The following is a 13,856-nucleotide window of genomic DNA, read 5'->3' on the forward strand; positions in this document are numbered from 1 at the left end:
CGGGTGATAATGTGAAGATGACGGTATCGCTGATTGCTCCGATTGCGATGGAAGAAGGTTTGCGTTTTGCGATTCGTGAAGGCGGTCGCACCGTAGGCGCCGGCGTCGTCGCGAAAATTATCGAGTAATTCATATGTCAGCCAAACAGAGAATCCGTATCCGGTTAAAGGCGTTCGATCATCGTTTGATCGATCGCTCGGCGGCTGAGATCGTGGAAACCGCGAAACGTACCGGTGCACGGGTCAAAGGTCCTATCCCTTTGCCAACGAAAATGGAGCGTTTCACCTTGCTGATTTCGCCGCATGTCAACAAGGATGCGCGTGATCAGTATGAAATCCGCACCCATAAGCGCCTGATGGACATCATGGATCCGACGGATAAGACCGTCGATGCTTTGATGAAGCTCGATCTGGCGGCTGGCGTGGATGTGCAAATAAAACTTAACTAGCCACATTCTCTGTGGCATAATGTTGGGCTTTTCGTGGCCCGGTACAAGGGTGTCTTGTACCGGGCTGTGTTTTCCGAACGTTTATAAATTATTGATTACGCTCCGCTGTTTGGGGGCGAGTACAGAGGTAGTGTCATGGCAATCGGACTGGTCGGTCGCAAATTGGGCATGACCCGCGTCTTCACCGAAGACGGGGTGTCACAGCCAGTTTCCGTCATTGAAGTCGAGCCAAATCGCGTCACCCAGGTGAAGCAGTTGGAAAGTGATGGTTATCGGGCGGTGCAGGTCGCCGTGGGTGGCCGTAAAGCCAACCGTGTGCGCAAGCCCCAGGCGGGTCATTACGCCAAAGCGGGCGTCGAAGCGGGCCGCGGGCTGTTCGAGTTTCGTTTGGGCGATGCTGAAGGTGAAGATATCTCAGTGGGGTCGGAGTTGACGGTCGGTCTTTTCGCTGACGGCCAATCTGTGGATGTGACGGGTACCAGTAAAGGCAAAGGCTTTCAGGGTGTCATTAAGCGTCACAACTTCAGTATGCAGGATGCAACCCATGGCAACTCTCGATCGCATCGTGCGCCGGGCTCGATTGGTCAAAACCAAACCCCTGGGCGTGTGTTTAAGGGTAAGAAGATGGCTGGCCATATGGGTAACGAGCGTTGCACAGTGCAAAACCTGCACGTCGTGAAGGTCGATGTCGAACGCAACTTGCTCCTGATCTCTGGCGCCGTGCCAGGTTCGAAAGGCGGTGACGTGATGGTGCGTCCCGCGGTTAAAGCGAAAGGTTGAGCAGTATGAAGATTAAGCTCGCAGCTGGAGAGAAAAAGGATGTCACCGTCGCTGATGGTGCATTCGCTCGTGACTTCAACGAAGCCTTAGTGCATCAAGCGGTTGTGGCACATATGGCGGGTGCACGTGCTGGTACAAAGGCACAAAAAACTCGCAGTCAGGTGCGCGGTGGCGGCAAGAAGCCGTGGCGCCAAAAGGGTACCGGTCGCGCCCGTGCAGGCACGATCCGTAGTCCGCTTTGGCGTGGGGGCGGCAAGATTTTTGCGGCTTCAACCCGCAGTTTTGAGCAAAAACTGAATAAGAAAATGTACCGTGCCGCGATGGCCAGTATTTTTTCTGAGCTGTTGCGTCAAGAGCGCTTGGTGGTGGTTGATTCTTTCACCGTCGCCGAACCTAAGACGAAGGCGATGATCGCTGCGTTGCAGGCATTAGATGTCACCTCAGGTGTGGTCGTTCTGAGTGAGTTCGACGCCAATGTATTTCTAGGCGTCCGCAATCTGCCGCATGTCGATGTGCTCACCGTCTCCGGGCTGAATCCCGTGAGTTTGGTTGGGGCTGACAAAGTGGTGATCACGGTGGCGGCGCTGAAGCAGGTTGAAGGGTGGTTGTCATGAGAGAAGAAAGACTTCTGAAGATTTTGGTCGGCCCGCTTGTCTCGGAAAAAGCGACCATGCTAGCTGACGCCGCCAATCAACACGTATTCAAGGTGTCAACTGACGCCACGCGCGAGGAAGTACGTGCCGCTGTTGAGCAGCTGTTTGATGTCAAAGTCGCCTCGGTTCGCGTGCTGAATCAGCAGGGCAAAAGCAAGCGCATTGGCCGTTTCCAGGGTCGTCGTAATCACTGGCGCAAGGCGTATGTGACGCTGGAGCCAGGTCACGATATCGAATTGGCCGGCAACGAATAAGTATTAAGGTAAGCTGACATGGCAATTGTTAAATCTAAACCTACTTCCGCCGGCCGGCGGTTTATGGTGCGCAACACTACCCCCGGGCTGCACAAGGGCGAGCCCTTTGGGCCGCTGTTGGAAAAGAAAGTGCGTACTGGCGGCCGCAATAACCAAGGCCGCATCACCACGCGTCATATTGGTGGTGGCCATAAGCAGCGCTATCGCGTTATTGATTTCAAGCGCAACAAAGACGATATCGGCGGTAAAGTTGAGCGCATCGAATATGATCCCAATCGCAGCGCGCACATCGCTTTAGTGCTATACGCCGATGGCGAGCGTCGCTATATTATCGCCCCCAAAGGCTTGCAGGCGGGTGATGCTGTAATGTCGGGTAGCCACGCGCCCATTCGCACCGGTAATACGCTGCCGCTGCGTAACATCCCCCTGGGTACCGTGGTGCACTGTATCGAAATGCGCCCGGGAAAGGGCGCTCAGCTGGCTCGCAGTGCCGGTGCATCTGTGCAGTTGGTGGCGCGTGAAGGACAGTACGCCACCCTACGTTTGCGTTCCGGTGAGATGCGCAAGGTGCATGCTGACTGCCGCGCTACCATTGGCGAGGTCAGCAACAGCGAGCATAGCCTGCGTAAGTATGGCAAAGCAGGCGCAAAGCGTTGGAAGGGTGTACGTCCGACGGTTCGTGGCACAGCGATGAACCCGGTCGATCATCCGCATGGTGGTGGTGAAGGTCGTAATTTCGGTCTGCATCCGGTAACGCCCTGGGGTGTGCCCACCAAGGGTTACAAAACACGCAAGAACAAGCGGACGACTCACTTAATCGTGCGTCGCCGTAAGTCCAAGTAAGAGTTGAGAGGGTAAATCAGTGCCGCGTTCGCTGAAAAAAGGTCCGTTTGTTGACCATTATTTGATTAAAAAGGTCGAGGAGGCTTCTGCCGCCAACGATCGTCGTCCGATCAAGACCTGGTCGCGGCGCTCAATGATTATTCCGCAAATGGTCGGGCTGACTCTGGCTGTCCATAATGGGCGTCAACATGTTCCCGTGCTGGTCAACGAAAATATGGTTGGCCACAAACTGGGTGAATTTGCAGCGACGCGCACCTTTAAGGGTCACATAGCCGATAAGAAGGCCAGGTAAGGATTTGGAAATGGAAACCGTAGCCAAATTGAAATTCGCGCGGGTATCACCGCAGAAATGTCGGCTTGTTGCCGATCAGATCCGTGGTCTGCCGGTAGAAAAGGCGCTGCAGGTCCTCAACTTCAGTCCCAAGAAATCAGCGCATTTGGTGCGTAAGATTCTTGAGTCAGCTATCGCCAATGCAGAGCATAACGATGGCGCTGATGTGGATGAGCTGCAGGTCTCGCGCGTCTGCGTTGACCAGGGTCCAGTACTCAAGCGTATTCAGGCGAGAGCCAAAGGGCGCGCCAATCGCATCAGCAAGCGCACGAGCCACATTACTGTGGCCGTCAGCGCGAAATAACGGGGTTTTCTCATGGGACAAAAAGTTAATCCAATCGGCTTCCGCCTCGGGATATCTGCGGACTGGGCATCTACTTGGTATGCCGATGGTCGTGACTATGCCGATAATCTGCATAGTGATTTGCAGATTCGCGAGTATCTGAAGAAAAAACTCTCGCAAGCTTCGGTGAGTCGTATTGAAATCGCCCGTCCCGCGCGTCAGGCCTTCATCACAATTCATACGGCGCGTCCAGGAATTGTCATCGGTAAAAAGGGTGAAGATATCGAAGCCCTGCGCCGCGACGTATCGGAGCGCCTTGGCTTGCCCGCGCAGAGCGTAAAAATCAATATTGAAGAGATTCGCAAGCCAGAAACCGATGCACAGTTGGTGGCCGAAGGTATTGCGCAACAGCTGGAACGTCGCATTATGTTCCGCCGCGCCATGAAGCGCGCGGTAGGTAATGCGATGCGCCTTGGAGCCTTGGGCGTCAAGGTGCATGTCTCGGGTCGTCTTAATGGCGCTGAAATTGCGCGCAGCGAATGGTATCGCGAGGGCCGCGTCCCCCTGCATACCCTGCGTGCGGAAATTGATTATGGGTTTGCTGAAGCGCGCACCACCTACGGCATCATTGGTGTCAAGGTGTGGGTGTTTAAGGGTGAAGTCTTTGATTTCGATAAGAAATCCGAAGAGTCCGCCCCGGAAGGCAAGGCCGCGGTGAACTGAGGAAGAGATCATGCTGCAGCCAAAACGAACCAAATTCCGTAAGCAGTTCAAGGGCAAAAACCGTGGAATGGCGATTGCCGGGGGCAGCGTTAGCTTCGGGGAGTATGCCTTGAAGTGCGTTGACCGGGGTCGAATCACTGCGCGCCAGATCGAAGCGGCGCGTCGTGCCATGACCCGTCACATTAAACGTGGCGGAAAGATCTGGATCCGCGTGTTTCCCGACGTGCCAGTGACCAAGAAGCCCGTAGAAGTGCGTATGGGTAAGGGTAAAGGTAACGTGGAATACTGGGTATGCAAAGTGCAGCCTGGTCGCGTTCTGTATGAGATGGAAGGAGTTAGCGAAGAGGTGGCCCGCGAGGCATTTCGTCTGGCTGCTGCCAAGCTCCCGGTGAAAACGACTTTTGTGACCCGGCAGGTGATGTGATGAAGGTGAATGAAGTGCGGGGCCAGACCAGTGAGGAGCTTCAAAAAGAATTGCTGGAGCTTCTCAAAGAGCAGTTCAAGATGCGCATGCAGAAAGGTACGGGGCAGCCACCGCGTCCTGATCGCTTCGGTAAGATCCGTAAGGATGTTGCCCGCATCAAGACAGTATTAAATGAGCGTGCAAGGGCAGGCGAGTAATCTCATGAGCGAACAAGCAGTCAAAGAACAGCGCGCGATCACTGGACGAGTGGTCAGCGACAAGATGGACAAGACCCGTACAGTGCTGATCGAGCGTCGTGTTCGGCATCCTCTGTATGGCAAGTATCTGCGGCGTTCCACGAAGCTGCATGTGCATGACGAGGGTAATGAATCGCGCATGGGCGACACCGTCTTGATTAAAGAAAGCCGTCCGATGTCACGCACGAAGAACTTCCGATTGCTCAAAGTGCTTGAGCGGGCGCCGGAATAAGCTGCTGCGATAAAAGTTGAGAAGAAGCGAGATCACACATGATTCAGATGCAGACAGTTTTAGATGCGGCAGATAACAGCGGTGCGCGTAAAGTGCAGTGCATCAAGGTGCTGGGAGGCTCCCATCGCCGCTATGCCGCTGTGGGCGATATCGTCAAGGTAAGCGTGAAAGACGCCATCCCACGCGGCAAGGTGAAAAAAGGCGAAGTCTACAACGCCGTTGTGGTGCGCACTGCCAAAGGTGTGCGGCGCCCCGACGGTTCGTTGATCCGGTTTGATCGCAATGCTGCGGTGCTGCTGAACAATCAATTGCAGCCCATCGGTACGCGTATCTTCGGACCCGTGACCCGTGAACTGCGTGGTGAGCGTTTTATGAAAATTATTTCCCTGGCACCGGAAGTGCTCTAAGCGGATCAGGGTGAGGTAAACGAGATGCGCAGAATCAGACAAGGCGACGATGTTGTCGTAATTACCGGTAAGGACAAAGGCCGGCGTGGGACCGTGATCAAGGTTTATGAAGATCAGCGTGTGTTGGTGCAAAACATCAACATGGTGAAGAAGCACCAAAAGCCCAATCCTTACGCGGGTGTGTCCGGCGGCATTATCGACAAAGAAATGCCGCTGCAACTATCGAATGTGATGTTGTACAACCCTGCCACGGGCAAGGGTGATCGCGTGGGCTTTAAGGTATTGGAAGACGGTCGCAAAGTGCGTGTCTACAAGTCCAATAGCGAAGTCGTTGACGCGTCCTGAGGGTGAGAGAAATGGCTAGGTTGAAAGCGTTTTACAAAGACAAAGTCACCGACCAGCTGATGCAGCAGTTCGGCTACGAGAATATAATGCAGGTACCGCGTATCTCCAAGATTACCCTGAACATGGGCTTGGGTGAGGCCGTAGCGGACAAGAAGGTGATCGAGCATGCAGTCTCCGATATGACAGCGATTGCTGGTCAGAAGCCGGTAGTTACGAAGGCTCGCAAGTCCATTGCTGGATTTAAGATCCGTGATGGGTATCCGATTGGCTGTAAAGTGACTCTGCGGCGCGAGCGCATGTATGAGTTTCTCGACCGTTTAGTGAATATCGCATTGCCCCGAGTTCGTGACTTCCGCGGTTTGAATGCCAAATCTTTTGATGGCCGCGGTAACTACAACTTAGGCGTTCGGGAACAGATCATTTTCCCGGAAGTGGATTACGACAAGATTGATGCGCTGCGCGGTATGGACATCACCATTACCACTACAGCCCGTACGGACGAGGAAGGTCGCGCCCTATTGCAGGCGTTCAACTTCCCCTTCAAGAGTTAAGAGGTTTTCGCATGGCCAAGATTTCCATGATGCAACGCGAAGTCAAGCGCGCTCAGTTGGTGAAACAATATGCCGCTCGGCGTGAGGAGCTTAAAGCAATCATCAACCATCCCGATACGGATTATGAAACCCGTATGGAAGCAGTGGTGAAGCTACAAAAACTCCCGCGTGACTCCAGTTCTGCGCGTCAACGTAACCGCTGCCGACTGACTGGTCGTCCCCATGGTTACTATCGGAAGTTTGGCTTGGGTCGGAATAAGTTGCGCGAAGCGGCCATGCGGGGCGATGTCCCCGGTCTGGTCAAGTCGAGCTGGTAAGAGGAATAAAATCAATGAGCATGACTGATCCCGTCGCTGACATGCTGACCCGTATTCGCAATGGTCAGCACGCTGCAAAAACAGAAGTAAGCCTGCCAGCCTCCAAGCTGAAGTTGGCTATCGCCAATGTGCTGAAGGACGAGGGCTACGTTGGTGACATACAAGTGTCAGAAGCCGATAAGAAGGCGGTGATGACCATTAAGTTGAAGTATTTTCAGGGTAGTCCGGTGATTGAGAAGCTGAAGCGTATCAGCCGTCCCGGACTGCGCATTTATCGCAGTAAAGACGAACTCCCCTCCGTGATTGGCGGTCTGGGCGTGGCGGTGGTTTCCACTTCGAAAGGAGTGATGACTGATCGACAAGCACGGGCTCAGGGTCAGGGCGGTGAAGTTCTTTGCATCGTTTCCTAATCGGATAAGTAGTCATGTCACGAGTTGCGAAAAACCCAATCAACCTGCCCAAGGGCGTTGAGATCAATGTCGGCGCCGAAAGTATCTTGGTGAAAGGTCCCAAGGGCGCTATGGAATTGCGTGCCCACGCAGATGTTGAAGTTGCTCAGGAAGGTGGTGTGCTGCAGTTGCGCCCTGCCGCTGGCGACGAGTCTCGCTACGCGATTACCGGCACCTACCGCGCCTTGATCAACAATATGGTGCAGGGTGTTAGCGCCGGCTTCGAGCGTAAGCTCGAGCTAGTGGGCGTGGGTTACCGGGCTCAGGCTCAAGGTAATAAGCTCAATTTAACGCTGGGTTTCTCCCATCCTGTGGAATATCCAGTGCCCGAGGGCATTACGATTGAAACCCCCAGCCAGACTGAAATTCTGGTTAAGGGTATCGATAAGCAGAAGGTAGGGCAGGTAGCTGCAGAGATTCGCAGTTATCGTCCGCCGGAGCCCTATAAGGGCAAAGGTGTCCGTTATGCGAATGAACAAATCATTCGCAAGGAAGCCAAGAAGAAATAAGGCCAGGTGAACGCAATGGATAAGAAACCCGCTAGACTCCGCCGCGCGGCTCGCGCGCGCCATAAGATTCGTGAACTGGGCGCGCATCGGCTGTGTGTGCATCGCACACCCCGGCATGTGTACGCGCAGATTATCGCCCCCAGCGGATCGGAGACCGTCGTCGCCGCTTCGACTCTGGAAACAGGTATGCGCGGCGAGCTTAAGTGCACAGGCAATGCCGCTGCTGCGGCCGCTGTTGGCAAGTTGATTGCCGAGCGTGCAGCTGCAAAAGGGATCACCCGCGTCGCGTTTGATCGTTCTGGTTTTAAGTATCACGGCCGCGTTAAAGCGTTGGCTGATGCCGCCCGCGAAGGCGGACTGCAATTCTGAGCAAGGGTAAAGCAATGGCAACAGTGAGTGCGAGTAGCGAAACCGACGGGCTTCAGGAAAAGCTCATTACGGTCAATCGTGTGGCCAAAGTGGTCAAGGGCGGGCGTCAATTCCGTTTCACTGCGTTGACAGTGGTCGGTGACGGTAACGGTAAAGTGGGCTTTGGTTATGGCAAGGCGCGCGAAGTGCCCTTAGCGATTCAAAAGGCCATGGAATCGGCCCGTAAGAATATGCAGCGCGTGCCTCTGAAGGACGGTACATTGCACTATCCAATGACGGCTCGCCACGGTGCTGCCAAGGTATTCATGCAGCCGGCCTCAGAAGGTACGGGCATCATCGCCGGTGGCGCCATGCGCGCGGTTTTTGAAGTGGCGGGTGTGCGTAATGTGCTGGCTAAGTGCATTGGTTCACGCAACCCCGGCAATATGGTTCGCGCCACCTTGAACGGCCTCGTGGATCAGAAAGATCCGCAGCACATCGCTGCCAAGCGCGGTAAGAAAGTCGAAGAGATCGTGGGTTAAGTCATGGCCGATAACAAACAACTGAAAGTCACCTTGGTGCGCAGTAAGCACGGGCGTCTGAAAAACCATCAGGATTGCCTGCGTGGCCTGGGTATCCGTCGTATCCATCGCACCGTATTGGTGAACGATACGCCGGAAAATCGCGGCATGATTAACAAGGTGTCCTATCTCCTGAAAGTGGAGGAGGCGTAAGTGATGAAATTAAATGAACTCAGCCCAGCACCAGGCAGCCGCCCTGATGCCAAGCGCGTCGGCCGTGGCATTGGCTCGGGCCTCGGTAAGACCGGTGGTCGTGGTCACAAAGGTCAGAAATCTCGTTCTGGTGGGTACCACAAAGTGGGATTTGAAGGTGGCCAGATGCCTTTGCAGCGTCGCCTGCCAAAGGTGGGATTCCGCTCGCGTACCATGAAGGATAATGCCGAAGTACGTTTGCACGAGATTGCTTTGATCGAGGGCGACGTGACGTTAGCGTCACTGAAAGCTGCGGGTGTCGTGGCGGCAACTGCCAAACGCGCCAAAGTGATCGCCTCAGGTAAGCTGGAGAAGGCCGTGACCCTCAAAGGTATTGGCGTGACACCGGGTGCACGTGCGGCTATTGAAGCTGCCGGTGGCAAGGTCGAGGGCTAAGTGGCCGCAAGCAACCCAATGGGTGGTGCCTCTCTAGGCGGTGTCGGTAAGTTCACAGAACTCCGACAGCGCCTTTTGTTCGTGGTTATGGCGCTGGTGGTTTACCGTATCGGAACCTTTATTCCGGTGCCGGGTATCGATCCCATTGCGTTACAACAGTTTTATGACGCCCAGTCAGGCACCATTTTGGATATGTTTAACATGTTCTCTGGGGGTGCTTTAGAACGCCTGAGTATTTTTGCCTTAGGCGTGATGCCGTACATCTCGGCAGCCATTATTATGCAGTTGCTCGCCGCCACCGTCCCAGCTTTGCAACAGATTAAGAAAGAAGGCGAGTCCGGGCGGCGAAAGATCACTCAGTACACGCGCTATGGGACGCTGGTATTGGCTTTGGCGCAAAGTGTTGGTATCAGCATTGCGCTTAACCAGCAGACGATGGGTGAGGCCACTATCGCTTTGAACCCTGGTTTAGGCTTCATGTTCACCGCGGTGGTTTCACTGGTGACAGGCACCATGTTCTTGATGTGGTTGGGCGAGCAGGTGACCGAGCGGGGTATTGGTAATGGTATCTCCTTGATCATCTTCGCGGGTATTGTGGCGGGTTTGCCGGGTGCTTTTGGTGGCACTCTAGAGTTGGCCAGTACGGGCGAGTTGTCACCGGCTTTCGTCTTCTTGCTGTTGACCATGGGTTTGGGCGTGATCGGATTTATCGTCTTTATTGAGCGCGGACAACGCCGTATCACGGTGAATTACGCCAAGCGCCAAGTGGGTCGCAAGGTGTATGGTGGTCAAAGCAGTCATTTGCCACTGAAGTTGAATATGGCTGGGGTGATTCCGCCTATTTTTGCGTCGAGTATTATTCTCTTCCCAGCCACTTTGGGGACTTGGTTCGGTCAGGCAGAGGGCGTGACTTGGTTGCGTGATTTGTCGACGGCTTTGGGGCCGGGGCAGCCTTTGTATGTGATGTTTTATGGCGCCGCGATCATCTTTTTCTGTTTTTTTTACACGGCATTGGTTTTTAACTCTCGCGAAACCGCCGAAAACCTGAAAAAATCTGGTGCCTTTATTCCCGGGATTCGTCCAGGTCTGCAGACTGAGCGCTATGTCGATGGCGTCATGACGCGTCTGACCGCAGTGGGTGCGATATACATCACGCTCGTCTGCTTGATGCCGGAATTTCTGATTTTGTATTGGAATGTGCCTTTCTACTTCGGTGGCGCCTCACTGCTGATTATTGTCATTGTCGTGATGGACTTTATGGCGCAGCTGCAGGCGCACCTCGTGTCGCATCAATACGAGGGGCTGATGAAGAAGGCCAATTTGAAAGGGTTTGGAAATAAGCCGGGCATGTTGCGTTAAGCAAGGCCCTGAGGAAAGAAAATGAAAGTTCGCGCATCCGTAAAAAAACTCTGCCGCAACTGCAAAGTGGTTCGGCGTAATGGCGTCGTTCGGGTGATCTGTTCAGATCCGCGTCACAAGCAGCGTCAGGGTTAAGGCATTGATTCAATATACCGCACAAGTTAAGATAGCCGGCTTTTCTGCCGGTTTTTGGAGATAGCTGGATGGCTCGTGTAGCAGGTGTCAATATTCCCGACCACAAGCATGCGGTCATTGCGTTGCAGGCCATTTATGGCGTGGGCAAGACGCGCGCGCAGCTCATCTGTGGCTCAGCAGGAATCAAACAAGAACAGAAGATCCGTGATCTCACGGAAGAAGAAATCGAGAAGCTGCGTTCGGAAGTGGCTAAGTTCGCCGTCGAGGGTGATCTGCGTCGCGAAACTTCCATGAACATTAAGCGCCTCATGGATCTCGGTTGCTATCGGGGTTTGCGCCATCGCCGCGGTTTGCCGCTGCGTGGCCAGCGCACCCGCACCAATGCACGCACCCGCAAGGGCCCGCGTCGTCCCATTCGCAAGTAAAGTTTTGTAACACAGGAATCAACAGGTATGGCACAAGCCTCCACCCGGACCAAGAAAAAGGTCAAGAAGTCGGTTTCCGATGGTATTGCGCACATTTATGCGTCATTCAATAACACCATCGTCACCATCACTGATCGTCAGGGGAATACACTCTCTTGGGCGACAGCGGGTGGCTCAGGCTTCCGTGGTTCACGTAAAAGCACCCCGTTTGCCGCTCAGGTTGCAGCCGAGCGTGCCGGGACCGCTGCCCAAGATTACGGCTTAAAAAACCTTGAGGTGTTGGTCAAGGGTCCTGGTCCAGGGCGTGAGTCTGCGGTGCGTGCGCTGAACAATGTGGGTTACAAAATCACCAATATCAGCGATATCACACCCATTCCGCATAATGGCTGCCGTCCGCCTAAAAAGCGCCGCGTGTAGACTGGAGAAATTTCATGGCCCGTTATATTGGACCCAAGTGCAAACTCAGCCGCCGCGAAGGCACCGACCTCTCGCTTAAAAGCCGCGCGCGTGCACTGGATACGAAGTGCAAACTGGACAAAGCTCCCGGCCAGCATGGGGATCGGCGCACTCGCCTCTCCGACTATGGTGTGCAGCTGCGTGAAAAGCAGAAGCTGCGTCGTATTTATGGTGTGCTCGAAAAACAGTTTCGCAACTATTACAAAACTGCGAGTCGTCTCAAGGGCTCTACGGGTGATAACCTGTTAAAGCTCTTGGAATGCCGCTTGGATAACGTGGTCTACCGTATGGGCTTTGCCACGACCCGCGCTGAGGCGCGTCAGTTGGTGAGCCATAAGGCTATCTTGGTGAATGGCAGTGCGGTGAATATCCCGTCATATCAGGTCAAAGCCACCGATACCGTGACGATTCGCGAAAAATCCCGCAAGCAGGTGCGTATTCAAGACGCACTCGCCTTGTCTGAACAATTTGGATTCCCGGAGTGGGTGGAAGTTGACGCTAAGAAGATGGAAGGCATCTTCAAAAGCATCCCAGAGCGAAGTGATCTGCCAGCCGACATCAATGAGTCGCTGGTGGTCGAGCTCTACTCCAAGTAATCGCCCTAAACGCAACAGCACAAGAGGTCCTCAATGCAGGCCAAAGTCAATGAATTGCTTACGCCTCGTCATATCGAGGTTCAGGCGGAAAGTGCCAAACTCTCGCGCGTGGTTCTTGAGCCGCTGGAGCGCGGTTTCGGCCATACGCTGGGTAATGCCCTGCGGCGTATTCTTTTGTCTTCTATTCCTGGCGCCGCGATTCTTGAAGCGGAAATCGAAGGCGTGCTGCATGAGTACACCGCCATCGAAGGTGTTCAAGAAGACGTCGTCGATATTTTGCTCAACCTGAAAAGCGTCGCTCTGCGAATGCACAACCGTGACGACGCCACTCTGACTCTGCGCAAGAAAGGCCCGGGTGTGGTCACCGCCGGTGATATCGCCTTGGATCATGATGTCGAGATCGTTAATCCGGATCATGTGATAGCGCACCTCACCAAAAACGGTGAACTAAATATGCGGTTGATGGTAGGCCGTGGCCGGGGTTATCAGCCAGTCAGCGCTCGTCGTGGCCCTGAAGATGACACAGCTAAGACCGGTCGACTCTATCTGGATGCCAGCTTTAGCCCTGTGCGCCGTGTCGCCTACCGCGTCGAGAGTGCTCGTGTGGAACAGCGCACCGACATGGATCGACTGATCATCGAGTTGGAAACCAATGGTACCGTCACTCCGGATGATGCCATTCGTGAGGCGGCCTCTGTGCTGCAAAGCCAATTGATGGCCTTTGTCGAATTACGTAGTGACGAAGTCGTGCCGCGTGAGACTCGTTCCATGGAAGTCGATCCCATCTTGGTGCGCCCCGTGGACGATCTGGAACTGACCGTGCGTTCAGCCAATTGTCTGAAGGCGGAAAATATTTACTACATCGGTGATCTGATTCAGCGCACCGAGGTTGAGTTGCTGAAGACGCCTAACTTGGGTAAAAAGTCGCTCACCGAAATCAAAGACGTGTTGGCCTCTCATGGTCTATCCATGGGGATGCGCCTAGAAAACTGGCCACCGCCGGGGCTCAAAGAGCACGACAAGAAAAACGTCGGCTAAGCCACGCGTTCTAGCTTATTAATGCAAGGAAACTGAAGTCATGCGTCACCGTCACTCGGGAAGACAACTGAACCGCAATAGCTCGCATCGCAAAGCGACCATGCAGTCGTTGGCTTTGTCGCTGTTCCGCTACGAGGCTATTAAGACCACCGTGCCTAAGGCCAAGGAGCTGCGGCGCGTTGCTGAGCCGCTGATCACTCTGGCCAAGAATGATAGCGTGCATACGCGCCGCGTGGCCTTCGCGCGTCTGCGTGATGATGCCGTGGTGGGCAAGTTATTTTCTGAATTGGGTCCACGTTACAAAACGCGCCCAGGCGGCTACATGCGGATTTTGAAGTGCGGGTTCCGCAAGGGCGATAACGCACCGATGGCCTATGTGGAGCTGGTTGATCGTCCCGATTTTGAGGAAACAGTGGCCCCAGAGCCTGAACTTACGGCGGAACCTGAAGTGACTGAAGCGCCGGTCGAAGCCAGCCAAGAGGCTGTGGCGAAACCGAAGGCCAAGGCCAAGTCTACGCCTAAGGCCAAGACCAAGGCTGAAACCA

At 54.4% G+C, this 13,856-nt stretch carries 28 protein-coding genes and 1 pseudogene; all 29 read left to right on the forward strand.

From position 1 onward, the window contains the following. The coding region (locus CKX93_RS06015) for an EF-Tu C-terminal domain-related protein (protein WP_476700548.1) at positions 1 to 128 on the forward strand (128 nt) is incomplete at its 5' end. Positions 129 to 133: 5 nt separating this feature from the next. Next, the gene (gene rpsJ, locus CKX93_RS06020) at positions 134 to 448 is read left to right on the forward strand and encodes a 30S ribosomal protein S10 (protein WP_076755763.1); all 315 of its coding nucleotides are present in this window, start codon (positions 134 to 136) and stop codon (positions 446 to 448) included. A 135-nt stretch (positions 449 to 583) separates the two neighbouring features. Then, positions 584 to 1,228, forward strand: a complete 645-nt coding sequence (gene rplC, locus CKX93_RS06025) for a 50S ribosomal protein L3 (protein ID WP_076755764.1) — start codon at positions 584 to 586, stop codon at positions 1,226 to 1,228. Positions 1,229 to 1,233: 5 nt separating this feature from the next. Beyond that, the gene (gene rplD, locus CKX93_RS06030) at positions 1,234 to 1,842 is read left to right on the forward strand and encodes a 50S ribosomal protein L4 (protein WP_076755765.1); all 609 of its coding nucleotides are present in this window, start codon (positions 1,234 to 1,236) and stop codon (positions 1,840 to 1,842) included. Continuing rightward, positions 1,839 to 2,135, forward strand: coding sequence for a 50S ribosomal protein L23 (gene rplW / locus CKX93_RS06035; RefSeq protein WP_076755766.1), 297 nt, complete (start codon positions 1,839 to 1,841; stop codon positions 2,133 to 2,135). Before rplD ends, rplW begins: the two co-directional genes overlap by 4 nt. An 18-nt stretch (positions 2,136 to 2,153) precedes the next feature. Continuing rightward, the gene (rplB, locus tag CKX93_RS06040; RefSeq protein WP_076755767.1) at positions 2,154 to 2,978 is read left to right on the forward strand and encodes a 50S ribosomal protein L2; all 825 of its coding nucleotides are present in this window, start codon (positions 2,154 to 2,156) and stop codon (positions 2,976 to 2,978) included. Positions 2,979 to 2,997: 19 nt separating this feature from the next. Beyond that, positions 2,998 to 3,270 (forward strand): 30S ribosomal protein S19, encoded by a 273-nt coding sequence (gene rpsS, locus CKX93_RS06045; protein WP_076755768.1) that lies wholly within the window; start codon positions 2,998 to 3,000, stop codon positions 3,268 to 3,270. A gap of 4 nt (positions 3,271 to 3,274) precedes the next feature. Further along, complete coding sequence (gene rplV / locus CKX93_RS06050) at positions 3,275 to 3,613, forward strand: 50S ribosomal protein L22 (protein ID WP_200799820.1); 339 nt, start codon at positions 3,275 to 3,277, stop codon at positions 3,611 to 3,613. 12 nt (positions 3,614 to 3,625) lie between these two features. Further along, positions 3,626 to 4,315, forward strand: a complete 690-nt coding sequence (rpsC, locus tag CKX93_RS06055) for a 30S ribosomal protein S3 (RefSeq protein WP_076755770.1) — start codon at positions 3,626 to 3,628, stop codon at positions 4,313 to 4,315. Positions 4,316 to 4,325: 10 nt separating this feature from the next. Continuing rightward, positions 4,326 to 4,739, forward strand: a complete 414-nt coding sequence (gene rplP / locus CKX93_RS06060; protein ID WP_076755771.1) for a 50S ribosomal protein L16 — start codon at positions 4,326 to 4,328, stop codon at positions 4,737 to 4,739. Next, positions 4,739 to 4,936, forward strand: coding sequence for a 50S ribosomal protein L29 (gene rpmC, locus CKX93_RS06065; protein WP_076755772.1), 198 nt, complete (start codon positions 4,739 to 4,741; stop codon positions 4,934 to 4,936). Before rplP ends, rpmC begins: the two co-directional genes overlap by 1 nt. A gap of 4 nt (positions 4,937 to 4,940) precedes the next feature. Beyond that, positions 4,941 to 5,207: a 30S ribosomal protein S17 gene (gene rpsQ / locus CKX93_RS06070; RefSeq protein WP_076755773.1), complete on the forward strand. Its 267-nt coding sequence runs from the start codon at positions 4,941 to 4,943 to the stop codon at positions 5,205 to 5,207. A gap of 38 nt (positions 5,208 to 5,245) precedes the next feature. Further along, a complete protein-coding gene (gene rplN, locus CKX93_RS06075; RefSeq protein WP_076755774.1) occupies positions 5,246 to 5,614 on the forward strand; it encodes a 50S ribosomal protein L14 in 369 nt (122 codons plus the stop codon). 24 nt (positions 5,615 to 5,638) lie between these two features. After that, complete coding sequence (gene rplX / locus CKX93_RS06080; RefSeq protein ID WP_076755775.1) at positions 5,639 to 5,959, forward strand: 50S ribosomal protein L24; 321 nt, start codon at positions 5,639 to 5,641, stop codon at positions 5,957 to 5,959. 11 nt (positions 5,960 to 5,970) lie between these two features. Then, positions 5,971 to 6,510 (forward strand): 50S ribosomal protein L5, encoded by a 540-nt coding sequence (rplE, locus tag CKX93_RS06085; protein ID WP_076755776.1) that lies wholly within the window; start codon positions 5,971 to 5,973, stop codon positions 6,508 to 6,510. Positions 6,511 to 6,521: 11 nt separating this feature from the next. Then, positions 6,522 to 6,827, forward strand: coding sequence for a 30S ribosomal protein S14 (rpsN, locus tag CKX93_RS06090; RefSeq protein ID WP_076755777.1), 306 nt, complete (start codon positions 6,522 to 6,524; stop codon positions 6,825 to 6,827). 14 nt (positions 6,828 to 6,841) lie between these two features. Beyond that, entirely contained in the window at positions 6,842 to 7,237 is a 396-nt protein-coding gene (gene rpsH, locus CKX93_RS06095) for a 30S ribosomal protein S8 (RefSeq protein ID WP_076755778.1), read from the forward strand. 14 nt (positions 7,238 to 7,251) lie between these two features. Further along, on the forward strand, positions 7,252 to 7,785 hold the full coding sequence (gene rplF / locus CKX93_RS06100; protein WP_076755779.1) for a 50S ribosomal protein L6: 534 nt from the start codon (positions 7,252 to 7,254) through the stop codon (positions 7,783 to 7,785). 15 nt (positions 7,786 to 7,800) lie between these two features. Then, positions 7,801 to 8,154 carry a 50S ribosomal protein L18 gene (gene rplR / locus CKX93_RS06105; RefSeq protein WP_076755780.1) on the forward strand — a complete coding sequence of 118 codons (354 nt, stop codon included), beginning with the start codon at positions 7,801 to 7,803 and terminating at the stop codon, positions 8,152 to 8,154. Positions 8,155 to 8,168: 14 nt separating this feature from the next. Further along, positions 8,169 to 8,675 (forward strand): 30S ribosomal protein S5, encoded by a 507-nt coding sequence (rpsE, locus tag CKX93_RS06110; RefSeq protein WP_076755781.1) that lies wholly within the window; start codon positions 8,169 to 8,171, stop codon positions 8,673 to 8,675. A 3-nt stretch (positions 8,676 to 8,678) separates the two neighbouring features. Continuing rightward, positions 8,679 to 8,867, forward strand: a complete 189-nt coding sequence (gene rpmD / locus CKX93_RS06115; RefSeq protein WP_076755782.1) for a 50S ribosomal protein L30 — start codon at positions 8,679 to 8,681, stop codon at positions 8,865 to 8,867. A gap of 3 nt (positions 8,868 to 8,870) precedes the next feature. Further along, positions 8,871 to 9,302: a 50S ribosomal protein L15 gene (gene rplO, locus CKX93_RS06120; RefSeq protein WP_076755783.1), complete on the forward strand. Its 432-nt coding sequence runs from the start codon at positions 8,871 to 8,873 to the stop codon at positions 9,300 to 9,302. A gap of 18 nt (positions 9,303 to 9,320) precedes the next feature. Further along, positions 9,321 to 10,661 (forward strand): preprotein translocase subunit SecY, encoded by a 1,341-nt coding sequence (secY, locus tag CKX93_RS06125; RefSeq protein ID WP_076755784.1) that lies wholly within the window; start codon positions 9,321 to 9,323, stop codon positions 10,659 to 10,661. A gap of 21 nt (positions 10,662 to 10,682) precedes the next feature. Next, positions 10,683 to 10,796: a 50S ribosomal protein L36 gene (gene rpmJ / locus CKX93_RS06130; RefSeq protein WP_076755785.1), complete on the forward strand. Its 114-nt coding sequence runs from the start codon at positions 10,683 to 10,685 to the stop codon at positions 10,794 to 10,796. 68 nt (positions 10,797 to 10,864) lie between these two features. Further along, complete coding sequence (rpsM, locus tag CKX93_RS06135) at positions 10,865 to 11,221, forward strand: 30S ribosomal protein S13 (RefSeq protein WP_076755786.1); 357 nt, start codon at positions 10,865 to 10,867, stop codon at positions 11,219 to 11,221. 27 nt (positions 11,222 to 11,248) lie between these two features. Beyond that, complete coding sequence (gene rpsK, locus CKX93_RS06140; RefSeq protein WP_076755787.1) at positions 11,249 to 11,638, forward strand: 30S ribosomal protein S11; 390 nt, start codon at positions 11,249 to 11,251, stop codon at positions 11,636 to 11,638. Between the two features lie 14 nt (positions 11,639 to 11,652). Then, positions 11,653 to 12,273, forward strand: coding sequence for a 30S ribosomal protein S4 (rpsD, locus tag CKX93_RS06145; protein ID WP_076755788.1), 621 nt, complete (start codon positions 11,653 to 11,655; stop codon positions 12,271 to 12,273). Between the two features lie 33 nt (positions 12,274 to 12,306). Continuing rightward, positions 12,307 to 13,311, forward strand: coding sequence for a DNA-directed RNA polymerase subunit alpha (locus tag CKX93_RS06150; protein WP_076755789.1), 1,005 nt, complete (start codon positions 12,307 to 12,309; stop codon positions 13,309 to 13,311). A gap of 40 nt (positions 13,312 to 13,351) precedes the next feature. Continuing rightward, positions 13,352 to 13,717 (forward strand): annotated as a pseudogene (rplQ, locus tag CKX93_RS06155) (50S ribosomal protein L17); the annotation flags it as partial. Between the last annotated feature and the right edge of the window lie 139 nt (positions 13,718 to 13,856).

The organism is Ectothiorhodosinus mongolicus (assembly GCF_022406875.1).
Classification (GTDB): domain Bacteria; phylum Pseudomonadota; class Gammaproteobacteria; order Ectothiorhodospirales; family Ectothiorhodospiraceae; genus Ectothiorhodospira; species Ectothiorhodospira mongolica.

What these genes read in the sequence shown, in the direction of transcription:
- rplE (WP_076755776.1), top strand. Translation starts at nt 5,971, where the DNA reads ATGGCTAGGTTGAAAGCGTTTTACAAAGACAAAGTCACCGACCAGCTG.
- rpsC (WP_076755770.1), top strand. Translation starts at nt 3,626, where the DNA reads ATGGGACAAAAAGTTAATCCAATCGGCTTCCGCCTCGGGATATCTGCG.
- rpsN (WP_076755777.1), top strand. Translation starts at nt 6,522, where the DNA reads ATGGCCAAGATTTCCATGATGCAACGCGAAGTCAAGCGCGCTCAGTTG.
- rplX (WP_076755775.1), top strand. Translation starts at nt 5,639, where the DNA reads ATGCGCAGAATCAGACAAGGCGACGATGTTGTCGTAATTACCGGTAAG.
- rpsD (WP_076755788.1), top strand. Translation starts at nt 11,653, where the DNA reads ATGGCCCGTTATATTGGACCCAAGTGCAAACTCAGCCGCCGCGAAGGC.
- rpsK (WP_076755787.1), top strand. Translation starts at nt 11,249, where the DNA reads ATGGCACAAGCCTCCACCCGGACCAAGAAAAAGGTCAAGAAGTCGGTT.
- rplN (WP_076755774.1), top strand. Translation starts at nt 5,246, where the DNA reads ATGATTCAGATGCAGACAGTTTTAGATGCGGCAGATAACAGCGGTGCG.
- rplP (WP_076755771.1), top strand. Translation starts at nt 4,326, where the DNA reads ATGCTGCAGCCAAAACGAACCAAATTCCGTAAGCAGTTCAAGGGCAAA.
- rplD (WP_076755765.1), top strand. Translation starts at nt 1,234, where the DNA reads ATGAAGATTAAGCTCGCAGCTGGAGAGAAAAAGGATGTCACCGTCGCT.
- rpmJ (WP_076755785.1), top strand. Translation starts at nt 10,683, where the DNA reads ATGAAAGTTCGCGCATCCGTAAAAAAACTCTGCCGCAACTGCAAAGTG.
- CKX93_RS06150 (WP_076755789.1), top strand. Translation starts at nt 12,307, where the DNA reads ATGCAGGCCAAAGTCAATGAATTGCTTACGCCTCGTCATATCGAGGTT.
- rplC (WP_076755764.1), top strand. Translation starts at nt 584, where the DNA reads ATGGCAATCGGACTGGTCGGTCGCAAATTGGGCATGACCCGCGTCTTC.
- rpmD (WP_076755782.1), top strand. Translation starts at nt 8,679, where the DNA reads ATGGCCGATAACAAACAACTGAAAGTCACCTTGGTGCGCAGTAAGCAC.
- secY (WP_076755784.1), top strand. Translation starts at nt 9,321, where the DNA reads ATGGGTGGTGCCTCTCTAGGCGGTGTCGGTAAGTTCACAGAACTCCGA.
- rpsQ (WP_076755773.1), top strand. Translation starts at nt 4,941, where the DNA reads ATGAGCGAACAAGCAGTCAAAGAACAGCGCGCGATCACTGGACGAGTG.
- rplW (WP_076755766.1), top strand. Translation starts at nt 1,839, where the DNA reads ATGAGAGAAGAAAGACTTCTGAAGATTTTGGTCGGCCCGCTTGTCTCG.
- rpsJ (WP_076755763.1), top strand. Translation starts at nt 134, where the DNA reads ATGTCAGCCAAACAGAGAATCCGTATCCGGTTAAAGGCGTTCGATCAT.
- rplF (WP_076755779.1), top strand. Translation starts at nt 7,252, where the DNA reads ATGTCACGAGTTGCGAAAAACCCAATCAACCTGCCCAAGGGCGTTGAG.
- rplO (WP_076755783.1), top strand. Translation starts at nt 8,871, where the DNA reads ATGAAATTAAATGAACTCAGCCCAGCACCAGGCAGCCGCCCTGATGCC.
- rpsE (WP_076755781.1), top strand. Translation starts at nt 8,169, where the DNA reads ATGGCAACAGTGAGTGCGAGTAGCGAAACCGACGGGCTTCAGGAAAAG.
- rpsM (WP_076755786.1), top strand. Translation starts at nt 10,865, where the DNA reads ATGGCTCGTGTAGCAGGTGTCAATATTCCCGACCACAAGCATGCGGTC.
- rpsH (WP_076755778.1), top strand. Translation starts at nt 6,842, where the DNA reads ATGAGCATGACTGATCCCGTCGCTGACATGCTGACCCGTATTCGCAAT.
- rpmC (WP_076755772.1), top strand. Translation starts at nt 4,739, where the DNA reads ATGAAGGTGAATGAAGTGCGGGGCCAGACCAGTGAGGAGCTTCAAAAA.
- rplR (WP_076755780.1), top strand. Translation starts at nt 7,801, where the DNA reads ATGGATAAGAAACCCGCTAGACTCCGCCGCGCGGCTCGCGCGCGCCAT.
- rplB (WP_076755767.1), top strand. Translation starts at nt 2,154, where the DNA reads ATGGCAATTGTTAAATCTAAACCTACTTCCGCCGGCCGGCGGTTTATG.